The following is a 15,883-nucleotide window of genomic DNA, read 5'->3' on the forward strand; positions in this document are numbered from 1 at the left end:
CTACAGGGATACGGGTGTGTAGACGGCGTTCTTCTCTGCACTCTCCTCCACCGCCGCCAGCACCCGCTGCACCTGCAGCCCGTCCGCGAAGGACGGCTGCGGTCCGGTGCCGGTGGCGATGGCGTGCACCAGATCGCGCGCCTGGTGCACGAAGGTGTGCTCGTACCCCAGGGCGTGACCGGGCGGCCACCACCCCTCCAGGTACGGGTGTTCGGGTTCGGTCACCAGGATCCGGCGGAACCCGGCGGTGACCGCCGGCTCGGTGTGGTCGTGGAAGGACAGTTCGTTCAGCCGCTCCAGGTCGAAGGCCAGCGAACCGCGCTCACCGTTGAGTTCGACGCTGAGCGCGTTCTTGCGCCCCGCGGCCGTCCGCGTCGCCTCGAAGGAGGCCAGCGCCCCCGAGACGAGGCGCCCCGTGAACAGCGCCGCGTCGTCGACGGTCACCTCGCCGCGCTCCGCCTCGGCGCCCCCGGCCCCCGAGATCCCCGTCGTGGCCCCGGCGGGCAGGGGCCTGGACCGCACGAAGGTCTCGGTCAGCGCGGACACGCCCACCAGCGGCTCCCCCGCCAGGAACTGCGCGAGGTCCACGATGTGCGCGCCCAGGTCGCCGAGCGCGCCCGAGCCCGCGTGCTGCCGCTGGAGCCGCCAGGTCAGCGGGAACTCCGGGTCGACGAGCCAGTCCTGGAGGTAGGTGACGCGTACGTGCCGCAGCGCCCCGAGCCTGCCCTCCGCGATCAACCGGCGGGCGTACGTCATGGCGGGCACCCGGCGGTAGTTGAAGCCGACCATCGCCACCTGGCCACGGGCCCAAGCGCGTTCGGCGGCGGCCGTCATGGTCTCCGCCTCGGCGACCGAGTTGGCCAGCGGCTTCTCGCACAACACGTGCTTGCCCGCCTCCAGGGCGGCGACGGCGATCTCCGCGTGGCTGTCGCCCGGGGTGCAGATGTCGACGATCTGCACGTCGTCCCGGGCGATCAGGGCCCGCCAGTCGGTCTCGGCGGCGGCCCACCCGTGCTGGTCCGCCGCCGCCCGTACGGCCGTACGGTCGCGTCCGCAGACGGCCGCGAGGACCGGCCGCGCCGGCAGGTCGAAGACGCGGCCCGCGGTGCGCCAGCCCTGGGAGTGGGCCGCTCCCATGAACGCGTATCCGACCATGCCGACGCCGAGCGTCGGCGGCGCGCCGGACGCGGCCCCGGCTTTCGCCTGCGCACCTGTCTCCGTCTCTTCCTTACCGGCCATACGGATTCCTCCTCGAACTCGTCACTCGCACGGTGGGGGCTGGCGGCGCGGCCCGGTCAGCTGAAGCCGGTCGGCAGGTACTGGTCGACGTTGTCCTTGGTGACGACGGCCGAGTAGAGGGTGATCGACGCCGGGATCTCCAGCTCCGACATGCCGCCCACGCCCTTGCCCTGGCCGAGCGCGCGGGCCAGGTCGATGGCGGAGGCGGCCATGGTGGGCGGGTAGAGGACGGTGGCCTTCAGCACGCTGTTGTCCGCCTTGATGGCGTCCATCGCGGCCTTCGCCCCGGCCCCGCCGACCATCAGGAAGTCGTCGCGCCCGGCCTGCTGGATGGCGCGCAGGGCGCCCACGCCCTGGTCGTCGTCGTGGTTCCACAGCGCGTCGAACTGCTTCTGCGCCTGGAGCATCTGGGCCATCTTGGCCTGGCCGGACTCGACGGTGAAGTCGGCCGCCTGGCGGGCGACGCGCTCGATGTTGGGGTAGTTCTTGAGGGCGTCCGCGAAGCCCTGGCTGCGCTGCTTGGTCAGCTCCAGGTTGTCGAGGCCGGCCAGCTCCACCACCTTGGCGTTCTTCTTGTCCTTGAGCTGCTCGCCGATGTGGTTGCCGGCGTTGAGTCCCATGCCGTAGTTGTCGCCGCCGATCCAGCAGCGGTACGCCTGCGGTGACGCGAAGATCCGGTCCAGGTTGATGACCGGGATGCCCGCCTTCATCGCCTGGAGGCCGACCTGGGTGAGGGCCTTGCCGTCGGCCGGCAGGATCACCAGGACGTCGACCTTCTTGTTGATCAGCGTCTGGACCTGGCCGATCTGTGCCGCGGTGTCGTTCGACCCCTCGGTGATCTCCAGGGTCACCTCGGAGTACTTCCCGGCGCGCGACTTGGCGTTCTCGTTGATGGCGTTGAGCCAGCCGTGGTCGGCCTGCGGTCCCGCGAACCCGATGGTGACCGGCTTGCCGGGCTTGTCACCGGCGGCCGCCGGCCCGGTGTCGGCGGCCGGCTCCTTCTTCTTCGGCTCGTTGCTGGTGCAGGCGGTGAGCAGGGCCCCCGCGGACACGGCCGCGGTGCCGAAGAGCAGTCCTCTGCGACTGGTTTGTGGCATGACGGTTCCAACCCTTCAGGTCAGGTCGTACGAGTACGGGCGGAGCAGGGGCGGGGTCACGCCTCGCCATGGAGCGCGGTGCGGCGCTGGACCAGTACGGCGGCGACGATGATCGCGCCCTTGGCGATCTGCTGTACGTCGCTCTGCAGGTTGTTGAGCGCGAAGATGTTGGTGATCGTGGTGAAGACGAGGACGCCGAGCACGGAGCCGACGATCGTGCCCCGGCCGCCACTGAGCAGCGTCCCGCCGATGATCGCCGCCGCGATGGCGTCGAGTTCGTACAGGTTGCCGTTGGTGTTCTGCCCCGAGCCGGACAGGACGATCAGCAGGAAGGCCGCGATGCCGCAGCACAGACCGGACAGCAGGTAGAGGTAGAGGCGCTGGCGCCGTACGTCGATGCCGGCGAGCCTGGCCGCCTCCGCGTTGCCGCCGACCGCGACCGTGCGCCGGCCGAAGGTGGTGCGGTTGAGCAGCAGCCAGCCGACGACGGTGACGAGGGCGAACACCCAGACCAGCGGCGGTACGCCGAGCACGTACGAGTCGGGAACGCCCAGGTCGAGCACCGATTCGACGGTGACGATCTGCGTCTTGCCGTCGGTGATCTGCAGGGCGAGGCCGCGGGCCGACGCCAGCATGGCGAGCGTCGCGATGAACGGCACCATCCCGCCGTACGCGATGAGCAGTCCGTTGACGAGCCCGCAGGCGAGCCCGACGACCACCGCCGTGAAGAGGATGCCCCCGAAGCCGTACTCCTGGGTCGCCAGCGTCGTCGCCCACACCGAGGCGAGCGCCACGATCGCGCCCACCGACAGGTCGATGCCACCGCTGGTGATGACGAAGGTCATGCCGACGGTGACGACGCCGATGACGGATGCCTGGGTGAGGACGAGCTGGAGGTTGCTGCTGTCCAGGAACTGGTCGGGCTTGGTGATGCCGCCGACGAGGACGAGGACGGCGAGTACGCCGAGCAGCGACAAGTTGCGTACGTCGAGGCGCAGCCCGAGCTTGTGCCGGGCCGGCCGCCGGGTGGGCGTCTTGGCCGGGGCGGCGGCCGGTCCGTCCTGCTGCTGCGCCGGCGAGACGGGCTGCGTCATGACGTCGGGCTCCCTTCCATCACGAGGTCGAGTACGCGGTGTTCGTCGAGTTCGCGGGCGGGCGCGGTGTGGACGACGCGCCCTTCCTTGAGGACGAGCACCCGGTCGGCGAGCCCCAGGACCTCCGGGACTTCGCTGGAGACGAGAAGTACGGCGAGGCCTTCGTCGGCCAGCCTGCGGATCACGGCGTACAGCTCGGCGCGTGCCCCGACGTCGACGCCGCGCGTCGGTTCGTCGAGCAGCAGCACCCGGCAGCCACGCAGCAGCCAGCGGGCGAGTACGGCTTTCTGCTGGTTGCCGCCGGAGAGGGTGCGGACGGGGGCGTCGGGGTTGTCGGGGCGCAGGGACAGTTCGCGGGTGGCGGCCTGCGCGGCCCCGCGTTCGGCCGTACGGTCGAGCCAGCCGCCGCGCGAGAAGCGGGACAGGGTCGACACGGACACGTTGCGGGTGACGGATTCGAGCATCAGCAGGCCCTGGGCCTTGCGTTCCTCGGGGGCGAGCCCGATGCCGGCGCGGACGGCGGCGCGGACGCTGCCGGGGCGCAGGGGCTGCCCGTCGACGAGGACGCGGCCGGCGCTGGGCCTGCGCGCCCCGTAGATCGTCTCCAGGACCTCGGAGCGCCCGGAGCCGACGAGACCGGCGAGGCCGACGATCTCACCCGGGTGGACGTCGAGGTCGAGAGCCGCGAACTCCCCTTCCCTGGCGAGCCCTTCGACCCGCAGCACGGGTCCGGCTGCCGGATCCCCGCCCGCGGCCGCCGCCCGCTCGGGGAAGACGTACCCGACGTCGCGGCCGGTCATCAGGGAGACGACCTCGCGGGTCGGGGTGGTCTTGGCGGGCAGTCCGACCGCGACCGCCCGGCCGTCCTTGAGCACGGTCACGCGGTCGCCGATGCGCCGGATCTCCTCCAGCCGGTGGGAGATGTAGACGACGGCGACGCCGTCCGCGGTGAGCGCCGCGACGATGCGGAAGAGGTTCTCGACCTCGTCGGGGTCGAGGGCGGCGGACGGCTCGTCCATCACGATGAGCCGTACGTCGTGGGAGAGCGCCCGCGCCATGGAGACGATCTGCTGCTGGGCGGCGGAGAGCGAGCCGACGAGGGAGCCGGAGTCGATCTCCTGGTGGCCGAGGCGCTTCAGCAGGGCGGTCGCGGACGCGCGGGCCTCCTTGCCCCGTACGACGAAGCCCGCGGTGGTCGGCTCGTGGCCGAGGAAGATGTTCTCCGCGACCGACAGGCCCTCCACCAGGTCGAGTTCCTGGTAGATGGTGGCGATGCCGAGGCGCATGGCGGCGATGGGCGACCTGAGGGTGACCTCGGCGCCCTGCCAGGTGATCTCGCCGCCGTCGGGCTGGTGTACGCCCGCGAGCACTTTGATCAGGGTGGACTTGCCGGCGCCGTTCTGGCCGAGCAGGCAGTGGACCTCGCCCGCCTGGACCTCCAGGTCGACGCCGTCGAGGGCGCGGACGCCGGGGAAGGACTTGGTGATGCCGGACATCGTGAGAAGAAGGGGTGGGGCTGCTTGCGGTGGTGCCATGACGGTTCCCCTCGGCTGGTGCGGCGGCCGGTGAGCGAGCAGGGCAGGAGCAGGGCGGGGCGGATCTGGGCAGGACGGATCCGGGCACGGCGAAGCCGCCCGTGTGCGGTGGTGCTGTGCGGGTCGTACGGATCAGGCAGGCGAGAACAGGTGGTCGCTGATGAGCCTGGCCGCGCCGATCACGCCGGCGGCGGGCCCCAGTTCGCCCAGGACGATGGGCAGGTTGCCGGTCGCCAGGGGCAGCGACTGGCGGTAGACCTGGGTGCGGACGCTGGCGAGCAGGGTGTGGCCGAGGCCGGTCACCCCGCCGCCGATCACCACGAGGCCGGGGTTGAAGAAGCTGACGAGTCCGGCGATGACCTGGCCGACGCGGTTGCCGCCCTCGCGGATGAGGTCGATCGAGGCGGCGTCGCCGGCCGCCGCGGCCGCGGCGACGTCGGCGGCCGTGAGCCGCCCCGCCGCTTCGAGCCGCGCGGCCAGTTCGGGTGAGCTGCCGGAGCGGGCCGCTTCCTCGGCGTCGCGGGCGAGCGCGGCGCCGCTGAAGTGGGCTTCCAGGCACCCCTTGTTGCCACAGGCGCAGGCGCGGCCTTCCGGTTCGACCTGGATGTGGCCGATGTCGCCGGCGCTGCCGGTCGTACCGCGGTAGACCTCGCCGCCGACGACGATGCCGCAGCCGATACCGGTGCCGATCTTGACGCAGAGGAAGTCACCGACGGAGCGTGCGACGCCGGCGTGCTGCTCCCCCATCGCCATCAGGTTCACATCGTTGTCGACCATGACGGGGCAGCCCAGTTCCTGGCTGAGCGCCTCGCGTACGGGAAAGCCGTCCCAGCCGGGCATGATCGGCGGCGCGACCGGCACGCCCTCCGGGAAGCGGACCGGGCCCGGCACCCCGATGCCCGCCCCGTCGAAGCCCTCGGCGAGGCCGGACGCCCTGAGCTTGGCGGCCAGGGCGAGGGCCTGTTCGAAGATGGCGACCGGGCCTTCCCGTACGTCCATGGGGTGGTTGAGGTGGCCGAGCACCTCCAGCTCCGCGTTGGTGACGGCCACGTCGATCGAGGTGGCGCCGATGTCGATGCCGAGGAAGCGCAGGCCGGGCGCGAGCCGGATGTTGTGCGAGCGGCGGCCGCCGCGCGAGGCGGCGAGGCCGTCCGCCACGACCAGACCGGTGTCGAGCAGCCGGTCCACCTCGACGGCGAGTTTCGAACGGGAGAGGTCGACCTGGTCGCCCAGCTGGGCACGGGAGTTGGGTCCGCCGTCACGCAGCAGGCGGAGCAGTCGCGCCTGATGCGCGTTCGCGGGTCGCGCCGTCATCCGCCTCACGTGCCCCTCCCTGCCTGTCGGCCGTTCTCCGTCGGGCTTTGGAGGGGAACGTAGCAGCGGGTGCCGGGAGTGGGAAGAAGTTGAGCAGGAATCCGCCTCAACTTTCTCCACACCGAGGACAAAGCCGGTTTCCCGGGCAGCACACGGGACCCGGGGACCGCGCCCCGGGCCCCGGGCCTCCGGCGTGGGGCTACCGGGCCCCGCGCTGGTGGTAGGTCGTGCGGGTGTGCTCGGTGTGCGCCCGCATGACCTCGGTGGCGCGCTGTTCGTCACGGTCGGAGATCGCGGCGATCAGCGCGCGGTGCTCGGTCCAGGACTGCCTGCCGCGCTGCCGGGCGACGGGGGTGTAGTACCAGCGGACGCGCCGGCCCACCTGCGCCGCCAGTTCGCCGAGGACGGCGTTGCCCGCCAGCTCCATGACCTTGGCGTGGAACTGGGCGTTGAGCGACACGGCGAGGTCCACGTCGTCGTCGGCGACGGCCCGCTCGCCCCGGTCGCACACCTCTTCGAGCGCGGCGATGCCGGCGGACCCCGCGTTGGCGGCGGCGAGTCTGGCCGCCTCCGCCTCGAGGAGCGTACGGACGGAGAGGAGCTGGTCGGCCTCCTCCTCGGTGGGCTCGTGCACGAACGCGCCCTGCGCGGGCCGCAGATCGACCCACCCCTCGGTGTTGAGCCGCTGCAACGCCTCGCGCACCGGCTGCCTGGACACCCCCAGGTGCCCGGCGAGCTCGCTCTCGATCAAGTGCTGGCCGGGCCGCAGGGCCCGGGTCGTGATGAGTTCGAGCAGCGCCTCGTACACGCGCTCGCGGAGCGGCCCCGGCCTCTCCAGCTTGGGTACGGTCCCTTGCGGCAGTCCTGCGGACAACATCGCGGTCCCCTTCTGGCCAACATCGGCGAGCGGTAATTGGCTATCGTCTACAGTCTACCGAGCGCAATCCTCCTCATGCCGAGGTCCTCGCCACCCCGGCTGCGCGTCGGTCGTTGCCACGGCGGCCCACGGCCTCGGATCCGGCAGCACCGACCGCGCGGAACGAGGTGCCTCCATGCCCGCGGACCGCATCAGCCGCCGCATCGGCCGCCGCCCCCTGATGGCCGCCACCGCCGCCCTCGGGGCGGCCGTGCTCGCCCTGACGCTCACCGCCGCGAGCGAGGCCCGGCCCGCCGCTCCCGCTTCGGCGCGGCCCGGCTTCCTCGCCGCCCGGGACCTGCCGCAGGCCGAGGGGATCTCCTGGTCGGCGGGGAGGATGACCGGTGGCGCGCCGGACCCGCGGCGGTTCTGCCTGGAGAGGGTGGTGCCCGTCGGCGACAGCACCCGGCACCGCGGTTTCAGTACGGAGCTGGACACCTGGGCGGTGCAGGTCACGGTGCGGGCGAAGGACGCCGCGGACTGCGCGGCGGACTGGCCGCGCGCCACGCCCGGCGGCACCGCGTCCTGGGAGGACTACGGCCCGGTCCCGGGCGAGGAAGGGGTGCACGTCTACGGCGTCCACACGTCGGTACCGGATTCCGAGCCGGGCGTCCACCCGATCGGCGTGGGCAGGGACGGCCGCACCGTGACGCTCGTGCAGTGGGCGCGGACGGGCGGCCTGAGCGACGCGCCGGTGCCCGCGTTCAAGCGGACGGCCCGCACGGCGGTCGCGAAGCTGCACTGACACCGCTCGCCCGTGGCACGCCGCGTCCGGCCCCCCGGTGGCGCCGGGGGCCGGGCGCGGCGCGCCACGGGCGTTACGGGCGTCACGGGCAGCGGATGACCTGGCCCGCGTACGAGAGGTTCCCGCCGAAGCCGAAGAGCAGCACCGGCGCGCCGGACTCGATCTCACCGCGCTCGACGAGCTTGGACAGGGCCATCGGGATGCTGGCCGCCGAGGTGTTGCCCGACTCGACGACATCGCGGGCGATCACGGCGTTGACCGCGCCGATCTTCTGCGCGACGGGCTCGATGATCCGCAGGTTCGCCTGGTGCAGGACGACCGCCGCCAGTTCCTCCGGCGTCACCCCGGCCCGCTCGCACACCTTGCGGGCGATGGGCGGCAGCTGGGTGGTGGCCCAGCGGTAGACGGACTGGCCCTCCTGGGCGAAGAGCGGGGGCGTGCCCTCGATCCGTACGGCGTGGCCCATCTCCGGCACCGAGCCCCAGAGCACCGGGCCGATCCCCGGCTCCTCGTCCTCGGCGCACGCCTCGACGACCGCGGCGCCCGCGCCGTCGCCGACGAGTACGCAGGTGGTGCGGTCGGTCCAGTCGGCGATCTCGGCCATCTTGTCGGCGCCGATGACCAGGACGCGGGTGGAGGAGCCGGCCCGTACCGCGTGGTCGGCCGTCGCGAGGGCGTGGGTGAAGCCCGAACAGACGACGTTGAGGTCCATCGTGGCGGGAGACGGCATGCCGAGGCGGGCCGCGACGCGGGCGGCCATGTTCGGGGAGCGGTTGATCGCGGTGGAGGTGGCGACCAGGACGAGATCGATGTCGGCGGGGGTGAGTCCCGCGGCGGCAAGGGCCTTGGCGCCGGCGTGCGCGGCGAGCTCGTCGACGGGCTCGTCGGGTCCGGCGACGTGGCGGGTCCTGATGCCCACCCGGCTGGTGATCCACTCGTCACTGGTGTCGACCATGGCCGCCAGATCGTCGTTCGTGAGCACCTTGGCAGGCTGATAGTGCCCGAGCGCGACGACTCGTGAGCCGGTCATTGGCGGTTCCACCCCTCTTTGCGGACAGTCGGAACGGCCCAGTCTTCTTTGTGACTCACCGGTACGGGGGCAGGTGAACCGACAGGATTCGCTCCCGACTCTTTGGAGCTTCCTGCTGACCACGACCTGTTCGCGGCCCTTGACCCCTCTAAAGGCATACTGTAGACAATATTCTGTCGACCCTTTCCGCTCCCCCTCACTCGGTCCCTCAACCGATCGGAGAGCCCCGTGAAAGTCGCAGTTGTCGGCGCCGGAGCCATCGGCGCGTATGTCGGGGCCGCGCTCCACCGCGCGGGCGCCGAGGTCCATCTCATCGCCCGCGGCCCGCACCTGGCGGCCATGCGCGAGGGCGGCGTACGGGTGCTCAGCCCGCGCGGCGACTTCACCGCACGGCCCGCGGCGACCGACGACCCGGCCGAGGTCGGCCCCGTCGACTACGTCTTCCTCGGTCTGAAGGCCAACTCGTACGCGGGCTCGGGCCCTCTCGTACACCCGCTCCTGCACGACCGCACGGCGGTGGTCGCCGCCCAGAACGGCATCCCCTGGTGGTACTTCCACGGGCTGCCGGGACCGTACGCGGGCCGCCGCATCGAGAGCGTCGACCCGGCGGGCGCGGTCAGCGCGACGCTGCCGCCGGCGCGCGCCATCGGGTGCGTCGTGTACGCCGCGACCGAGCTGGAGGCGCCCGGCGTCGTACGGCACCTGGAAGGCACCCGCTTCTCGATCGGCGAACCGGGGCGCGAGGTGTCGCGGCGCTGTCTGGACTTCAGCGAGGCCATGCGGGCGGGCGGACTGAAGTGCCCCGTCGAGCCGGACCTGCGCAACGACATCTGGATCAAGCTGCTCGGCAACATCTCCTTCAACCCGATCAGCGCGCTGGCCAGGGCCACCATGGGCGAGATCTGCCGCCACCCCGACACCCGCGCGCTCGTCGAGTCGATGATGCGCGAAACCCTGGAGGTCGCGGCCGCCGTCGACTGCCGCCCCGGGATCTCCGTGGAGCGGCGCATCGCGGGCGCCGAGCGCGTCGGCGACCACAAGACGTCCACCCTCCAGGACCTGGAGAAGGGCAAACCGCTCGAACTCGACGTACTGCTCGCCGCCGTCGTCGAACTGGCCCGCCTCACCGGTACGTCCGTACCGACCCTGCGCGCCGTGCACGCACTGGCCGACCTGCTGGCGAAAACCTCCTCCTCCACCGGGAGCGCACCGTGAAGAAGAAAGACAGGCAGCCCGAGCAGTACGCGCGGCTGACACACCCGCTCGTACGCGACCCGGGCGGGGCACTGCGACGCGCGAGCTGGGACGAGGCCCTGGAACGGGCCGCGGCCGGGTTCCGGCGGGCGGCACGGACGCACGGGCCGGACGCCTTCGCCCTGCTGTCCTGCGCCCGCGCGACCAACGAGATGAACTACGTCGCCCAGAAGTTCACGCGGGTGGTGATGGGCACCAACAACGTCGACTCCTGCAACCGGACGTGCCACGCGCCGAGCGTGGCCGGCCTCTCGGCGGCCTTCGGCTCGGGCGGCGGAACCTCCTCGTACGAGGAGGTGGAGCACACCGACCTGATCGTGATGTGGGGCTCCAACGCGCGCTTCGCGCACCCGATCTTCTTCCACCACGTCCTGAAGGGCATCAGGAACGGCGCGCGCATGTACGCCGTCGATCCGCGCCGCACCTCGACCGCCGAGTGGGCGGAGGGCTGGCTCGGCCTCAACGTCGGGACGGACATCCCGCTGGCCCACGCGATCGGACGGGAGATCATCCACGCGGGCCTGGTGAACCACGCCTTCGTGGAGCGCGCCACGAGCGGTTTCGCGCAGTACGCCGAACTCGTCGAGGTGTGGACCCTGTCGGCGGCGGAGAAGGTGACCGGCGTGCCGGCGGCCGCGATCCGCGAGCTCGCGCACGCGTACGCGACCGCCGAGCGGGCGCAGCTGTGCTGGACGCTGGGCATCACCGAGCACCACAACGGCACCGACAACGTGCGGGCCCTCATCAACCTGTCGCTGCTCACCGGCCATGTCGGGCGGTACGGCGCCGGGGTGCAGCCGCTGCGCGGCCAGAACAACGTGCAGGGCGGCGGCGACATGGGCGCCATACCCAACCGGCTGCCCGGCTTCCAGGACATCCTCGACCCGGCGGCACGGGGCAAGTTCGAACGTACCTGGCAGACGGTCATCCAGCCGCGGTACGGCAAGACGCTGACGGAGATGTTCGAGGCGATGGAGAGCCGCGAGCTGCGGGCCGTCTACTGCATCGGTGAGAATCCGGCCCAGTCGGAGGCCGACAGCGAACAGGCGGTGCGGCGGCTGGCGGCGCTGGACCACCTGGTGGTGCAGGACATCTTCCTGACGAAGACCGCGCGGATGGCGGACGTCGTCCTGCCGGCCACGGCGGCGTGGGCGGAGACGGACGGGACGACGACGAACAGCGAGCGGCGCGTGCAGCGGGTGCGGGCGGCGGTGAAGCCGCCGGGCGAGGCACGGGAGGACATCGACATCATCTGCGCACTGGCGCGGCGGCTCGGCCACGCCTGGGAGTTCGCGGACGCGGAGTCCGTCTGGAACGAACTGCGGTCCCTGTCCCCCGACCACCACGGCATGACGTACGACCGCTTGGAGGAACACCAGGGGCTGCAGTGGCCGTGTCCCGACACGGACCGCCTCCCCTCCACCTTCCTGCACGCGCGGCTGTGGGAGACGGATCCGCGGCGGCGTGGCCCGGCCGCTCCCTTCGGCCTGGTGGCACACGACCCGCCGGTCGACCTGACGGACGAGGACTATCCGCTGCGGCTGACCACAGGCCGACGGCTGGACTCGTACAACACCGGTGTGCAGAGCGGAAGTTTCGCGTCGCCGCTGCGCCGCGGCGAGTACATCGAACTCTGCCCGGAGGACGCGGCGGCGTACGGCGTCGAGGTGGGCGAGGAGGTCCGGGTCTCGTCACGGCGGGGCACCGTGACCGCCCCGGTGTGGGTGGACCCCGGGCTGCGGCCGGGACTGGCCTTCATGACGATGCACTTCCCCGACGAGGTCGACACGAACCGGCTGACGATCGAGGCGAACTGCCCCATCGCGGGGACGGCCGAGTTCAAGGCGTCGGCGATCCGGATAGAGAAGCTGGTGCCGGAATGGACCTGAAGTTCACGAACGCGGAGCCGTCCGAGGACGAACGGGCGGCGGTGGACGAGCTGCTGGGCGCACCGGAGTCGGGCTGGGAGGGCGCCGACCGGTCGGGGGCCGACCTGCGGTGGGCACGGGGCGGGGCGGCGGCCCGGGAGCGCCGGGACCTCCTCCTTCCGGCACTGCACGCGGTCAACGACCGGGTGGGGTGGCTGAGCGGGGGCGCGCTGGACTACATCTGCCGCCGGCTCACGGTGCCGCCGGCGGAGGCGTACGGGGTGGCGACGTTCTACGCGATGTTCTCGGTGAAGCCGCGCCCGGCGAAGGTCCTGCACGTGTGCACGGACCTGGCCTGCGCGGCACGGGGGTCGGGGGCGCTGTGCGCGGGGCTGGAGGAGCGGATGGGCGCGGCGGGCTCGGCTGCGGGTGGGGCGGTATGGCAGCCGAGCCCGTGCCTGGGCCTGTGCGAACGTGCCCCGGCGGCACTGCTGTTGCAGGCGGGAGCGCCGTCGACGGATGACGGGCGCCCGCACGCACATCCAGCCCGTCAAGGGGGTCCCGCCCCTGCCCTCGAGGCTATGGGGGAGTTCGAGGACCGGGGCCCGGGGCGGAGCCCCGGTGCGGGAAGGGGCGGGGCGGGGGAAGAGCCCGCCGCGGGTGCGGACGTGGCCGCCGCGCCGCACCCCGCCGCACCACGCCACCGTGCGGCCGCCGTCATCGCCCCGGCGACGGCGGACGCCCTCGCCGAAGCCGTCGCCGCACCGGAGCACGCACCGCCGGAACCGGACGCCACCACCGCCGTACCGCAGGCCGGCGACCCGGACCTCGTACTGCTGCGCCGGATCGGGAGCGTGGACCCGTACAGCCTCGACGCCTATCGCGCCGCCGACGGGTACACCGCCCTGCGCCGGGCCTTCGCGCTCGGGCCCGCCGGAGTGATCCGGGAGGTGCTCGACGCCGGACTCGTCGGGCGGGGCGGTGCCGCGTTCCCCACCGGACGGAAGTGGGAAGCCACCGCCCGGCAGCCCGACCACCCCCACTACCTGGTCTGCAACGCCGACGAGAGCGAGCCGGGCACCTTCAAGGACCGCGTCCTGATGGAGGGGGACCCGTACGCGCTCGTCGAGGCGATGACCGTCGCCGGGTACGCCACCGGGGCCCACCGGGGTTTCCTCTACCTCCGGGGCGAGTACCCCCGCGCGTACGAACGCCTCACCCACGCCATCGGCCAGGCCCGGTTGCGCGGCCTCCTCGGGCCGGACGTCCTCGGCCACGGCTACGCCTTCGACATCGAGATCCGGCGCGGCGCGGGCGCGTACATCTGCGGCGAGGAGACCGCGATCTTCAACTCGATCGAGGGGCAGCGCGGCGAACCGCGCAGCAAGCCCCCCTTCCCCGTGGAGAAGGGCCTGTTCGGGAAGCCGACCGCCGTCAACAACGTCGAGACGCTGGTCAACGTGTTGCCGATCCTGACCGGCGGCGCGGCGGCGTACGCCCGTACCGGCACCGAGTCGTCCACCGGGACGAAACTCTTCTGCGTGTCCGGGCAGGTCGAACGCCCCGGCCTCTACGAGCTCCCCTTCGGCGCCCGCCTCCGCGACCTCCTCGGACTCGCCGGCCCGCCCGCCGGCCTCCGGGCCGTCCTCCTCGGCGGCGCGGCGGGCGGCTTCGTACGCCCCGACGAGCTCGACATCCCGCTCACCTTCGAGGGCACGCGCGCCGCGGGCGCCACCCTCGGTTCGGGCGTGGTCCTCGTCCTCGACGACACGGTCGAACTGCCCGCCGTCCTCATCCGCATAGCCGAGTTCTTCCGCGACGAGTCGTGCGGGCAGTGCGTGCCCTGCCGGGTCGGCACCGTACGCCAGGAGGAGGCCCTGCACCGCGTCAAGAACCGTACGGGCGCTGCCGCCGCCGGTGACATCGCGCTGCTGCGCGAGGTCGGCGGGGCCATGCGGGACGCCTCGATCTGCGGTCTCGGACAGACCGCCTGGAACGCCGTCGAGTCCGCCATCGACCGCCTGGGAGTCTTCGAATGACCGCGATTCCGCTTCAACCGCCGCGCCGGCTCGTCCAGTTCACCCTGGACGGGCAGGAAACCCGCGTCCCCGAGGGGACCACGGTCCTCGACGCCTGCCGGGCCGCCGGCAAGGACATCCCGACCCTGTGCCAGGGCGACACGCTCACCCCCAAGAACGCGTGCCGGGTGTGCGTCGTCGAGGTCGAGGGCGCCCGCGTGCTCGCTCCGGCCTGCTCGCGCCGGGCCGAGCCGGACATGGTGGTGCGTACGGACACCGAGCGCGCCCGGCACAGCCGGAAGGTCGTGCTGGAGCTGCTCGCCTCGTCCACCGACCTGTCCACGACGCCGCGCGCCGCCGAGTGGATCAAGGAGTACGAGGCGAAGCCCGAGCGCTTCGGCCCGGACGCGGCCCGCCTCGGCGAACAGCCCAGGATCGACAACGACCTCTACGTCCGCGACTACGACAAGTGCATCCTCTGCTACAAGTGCGTGGACGCCTGCGGCGAGCAGTGGCAGAACACCTTCGCCATCGCCGTCGCGGGCCGCGGCTTCGACGCCCGCATCTCGGTCGAGCAGGACGCCCCGCTGACGGATTCGGCGTGCGTGTACTGCGGGAACTGCATCGAGGTCTGCCCGACGGGCGCGCTCAGCTTCAAGTCGGAGTTCGACATGCGGGCGGCGGGGACCTGGGACGAGGAGTCCCAGACGGAGACGACGACGGTGTGCGCGTACTGCGGCGTCGGCTGCAACCTCACACTGCACGTGCAGGACAATGAGATCGTCAAGGTCACCTCGCCGCACGACAACCCGGTGACCCACGGCAACCTGTGCATCAAGGGCCGGTTCGGCTACCAGCACGTACAACAGCGCTGATCATGAAGATCACGAAGAAGTGAGTGGGACTGATCACCATGGGACGGGTCACCGAGCGCCGCCGCGTCATCCGCGTCAGGGACGGGGCGGTGAGCGCCCGGCCGGACACGCTGGTCGCCGAGGAGCCACTGGAGATACGGCTGAACGGCAAGCCGCTCGCGATCACCATGCGGACGCCGGGCGACGACTTCGCGCTCGCGGCGGGGTTCCTGGTGAGCGAGGGGGTACTGGCGGCCGCCGACGACGTGCAGTCGATCGTGTACTGCGCGGGGGCCACGGCGGAGGGTGTGAACACGTACAACGTCGTGGACGTGAGGCTCGCGCCCGGTGTCCCCGTCCCGGACATCACCCTGGAGCGCAACGTCTACACGACGTCGTCCTGCGGGCTGTGCGGCAAGGCCAGCCTCGACGCGGTACGTACGACCGCGCGCTTCCCGATCGCCGACACCCCCCGGGTCCGGCTGACGCCCGAGCTGCTCGCCGGCCTCCCCGACCGGCTGCGGGCGGCGCAGCAGGTGTTCGACAGGACCGGGGGGCTGCACGCCGCCGCGCTCTTCTCGGAGACGGGTGAGCTGCTCGACGTACGGGAGGACGTGGGCCGCCACAACGCGGTCGACAAGCTGGTGGGCCGGGCGCTCCGGGACGGCCGGCTGCCCTTGTCCCGTGCGGTTCTCCTGGTCTCCGGGCGGGCGTCCTTCGAACTGGCGCAGAAGGCGGTGATGGCGGGGATTCCGGTACTGGCGGCGGTCTCGGCGCCTTCCTCCCTGGCCGTGGACCTGGCGGCCGAGACGGGCCTGACGCTGGTCGGTTTCCTGCGCGGGCCGAACATGAACGTGTACGCGGGCGACGAGCGCATCGCCCTGCACTCCGGGGTCTGACGCGCCCCGCGGCACGGGAT

13 protein-coding genes are annotated in these 15,883 nt (G+C 72.2%); 6 read left to right on the plus strand and 7 right to left on the minus strand.

The annotated features are described in order from the left end of the window. From BN1555_RS04365 to BN1555_RS04390, 6 genes are all read right to left on the minus strand, one after another. Positions 1-1,239: a Gfo/Idh/MocA family protein gene (locus tag BN1555_RS04365; protein ID WP_093798017.1), complete on the minus strand. Its 1,239-nt coding sequence runs from the start codon at positions 1,237-1,239 to the stop codon at positions 1-3. Between the two features lie 56 nt (positions 1,240-1,295). Next, complete coding sequence (locus tag BN1555_RS04370; protein WP_093798019.1) at positions 1,296-2,336, minus strand: substrate-binding domain-containing protein; 1,041 nt, start codon at positions 2,334-2,336, stop codon at positions 1,296-1,298. 56 nt (positions 2,337-2,392) lie between these two features. Beyond that, positions 2,393-3,430, minus strand: a complete 1,038-nt coding sequence (locus tag BN1555_RS04375) for an ABC transporter permease (protein ID WP_093798021.1) — start codon at positions 3,428-3,430, stop codon at positions 2,393-2,395. Beyond that, a complete protein-coding gene (locus BN1555_RS04380) occupies positions 3,427-4,926 on the minus strand; it encodes a sugar ABC transporter ATP-binding protein (protein ID WP_176709945.1) in 1,500 nt (499 codons plus the stop codon). Before BN1555_RS04380 ends, BN1555_RS04375 begins: the two co-directional genes overlap by 4 nt. A gap of 171 nt (positions 4,927-5,097) precedes the next feature. After that, positions 5,098-6,279: an ROK family transcriptional regulator gene (locus tag BN1555_RS04385; protein WP_093798025.1), complete on the minus strand. Its 1,182-nt coding sequence runs from the start codon at positions 6,277-6,279 to the stop codon at positions 5,098-5,100. 199 nt (positions 6,280-6,478) lie between these two features. Then, on the minus strand, positions 6,479-7,156 hold the full coding sequence (locus BN1555_RS04390; RefSeq protein ID WP_093798027.1) for a GntR family transcriptional regulator: 678 nt from the start codon (positions 7,154-7,156) through the stop codon (positions 6,479-6,481). A gap of 175 nt (positions 7,157-7,331) precedes the next feature. Between BN1555_RS04390 and BN1555_RS04395 the strand changes: the two genes are divergently transcribed. Then, positions 7,332-7,940, plus strand: a complete 609-nt coding sequence (locus tag BN1555_RS04395; RefSeq protein WP_255305874.1) for a hypothetical protein — start codon at positions 7,332-7,334, stop codon at positions 7,938-7,940. A gap of 82 nt (positions 7,941-8,022) precedes the next feature. Here BN1555_RS04395 and BN1555_RS04400 read toward each other — a convergent pair whose 3' ends face one another. After that, positions 8,023-8,970 carry a beta-ketoacyl-ACP synthase III gene (locus tag BN1555_RS04400; protein ID WP_093798029.1) on the minus strand — a complete coding sequence of 316 codons (948 nt, stop codon included), beginning with the start codon at positions 8,968-8,970 and terminating at the stop codon, positions 8,023-8,025. A 168-nt stretch (positions 8,971-9,138) separates the two neighbouring features. Between BN1555_RS04400 and BN1555_RS04405 the strand changes: the two genes are divergently transcribed. Genes BN1555_RS04405 through fdhD form a run of 5 tightly spaced genes read left to right on the plus strand, consistent with a single transcriptional unit; the run spans position 9,139 to position 15,863 of the window. Next, positions 9,139-10,185 carry a 2-dehydropantoate 2-reductase gene (locus tag BN1555_RS04405; RefSeq protein WP_107081060.1) on the plus strand — a complete coding sequence of 349 codons (1,047 nt, stop codon included), beginning with the start codon at positions 9,139-9,141 and terminating at the stop codon, positions 10,183-10,185. Then, on the plus strand, positions 10,182-12,113 hold the full coding sequence (locus BN1555_RS04410; protein ID WP_093798032.1) for a molybdopterin oxidoreductase family protein: 1,932 nt from the start codon (positions 10,182-10,184) through the stop codon (positions 12,111-12,113). Before BN1555_RS04405 ends, BN1555_RS04410 begins: the two co-directional genes overlap by 4 nt. Continuing rightward, positions 12,104-14,131, plus strand: a complete 2,028-nt coding sequence (locus BN1555_RS04415) for an NAD(P)H-dependent oxidoreductase subunit E (RefSeq protein ID WP_176709946.1) — start codon at positions 12,104-12,106, stop codon at positions 14,129-14,131. Before BN1555_RS04410 ends, BN1555_RS04415 begins: the two co-directional genes overlap by 10 nt. Then, positions 14,128-14,985: a 2Fe-2S iron-sulfur cluster-binding protein gene (locus tag BN1555_RS04420; RefSeq protein ID WP_093798034.1), complete on the plus strand. Its 858-nt coding sequence runs from the start codon at positions 14,128-14,130 to the stop codon at positions 14,983-14,985. The genes BN1555_RS04415 and BN1555_RS04420 overlap by 4 nt, the downstream gene beginning before the upstream one ends. Positions 14,986-15,023: 38 nt before the next feature. Beyond that, complete coding sequence (gene fdhD / locus BN1555_RS04425; RefSeq protein ID WP_093803171.1) at positions 15,024-15,863, plus strand: formate dehydrogenase accessory sulfurtransferase FdhD; 840 nt, start codon at positions 15,024-15,026, stop codon at positions 15,861-15,863. The last annotated feature ends 20 nt before the right edge of the window (positions 15,864-15,883 follow it).

Source organism: Streptomyces sp. Wb2n-11 (genome assembly GCF_001049855.1).
GTDB lineage: Bacteria > Actinomycetota > Actinomycetes > Streptomycetales > Streptomycetaceae > Streptomyces > Streptomyces altiplanensis.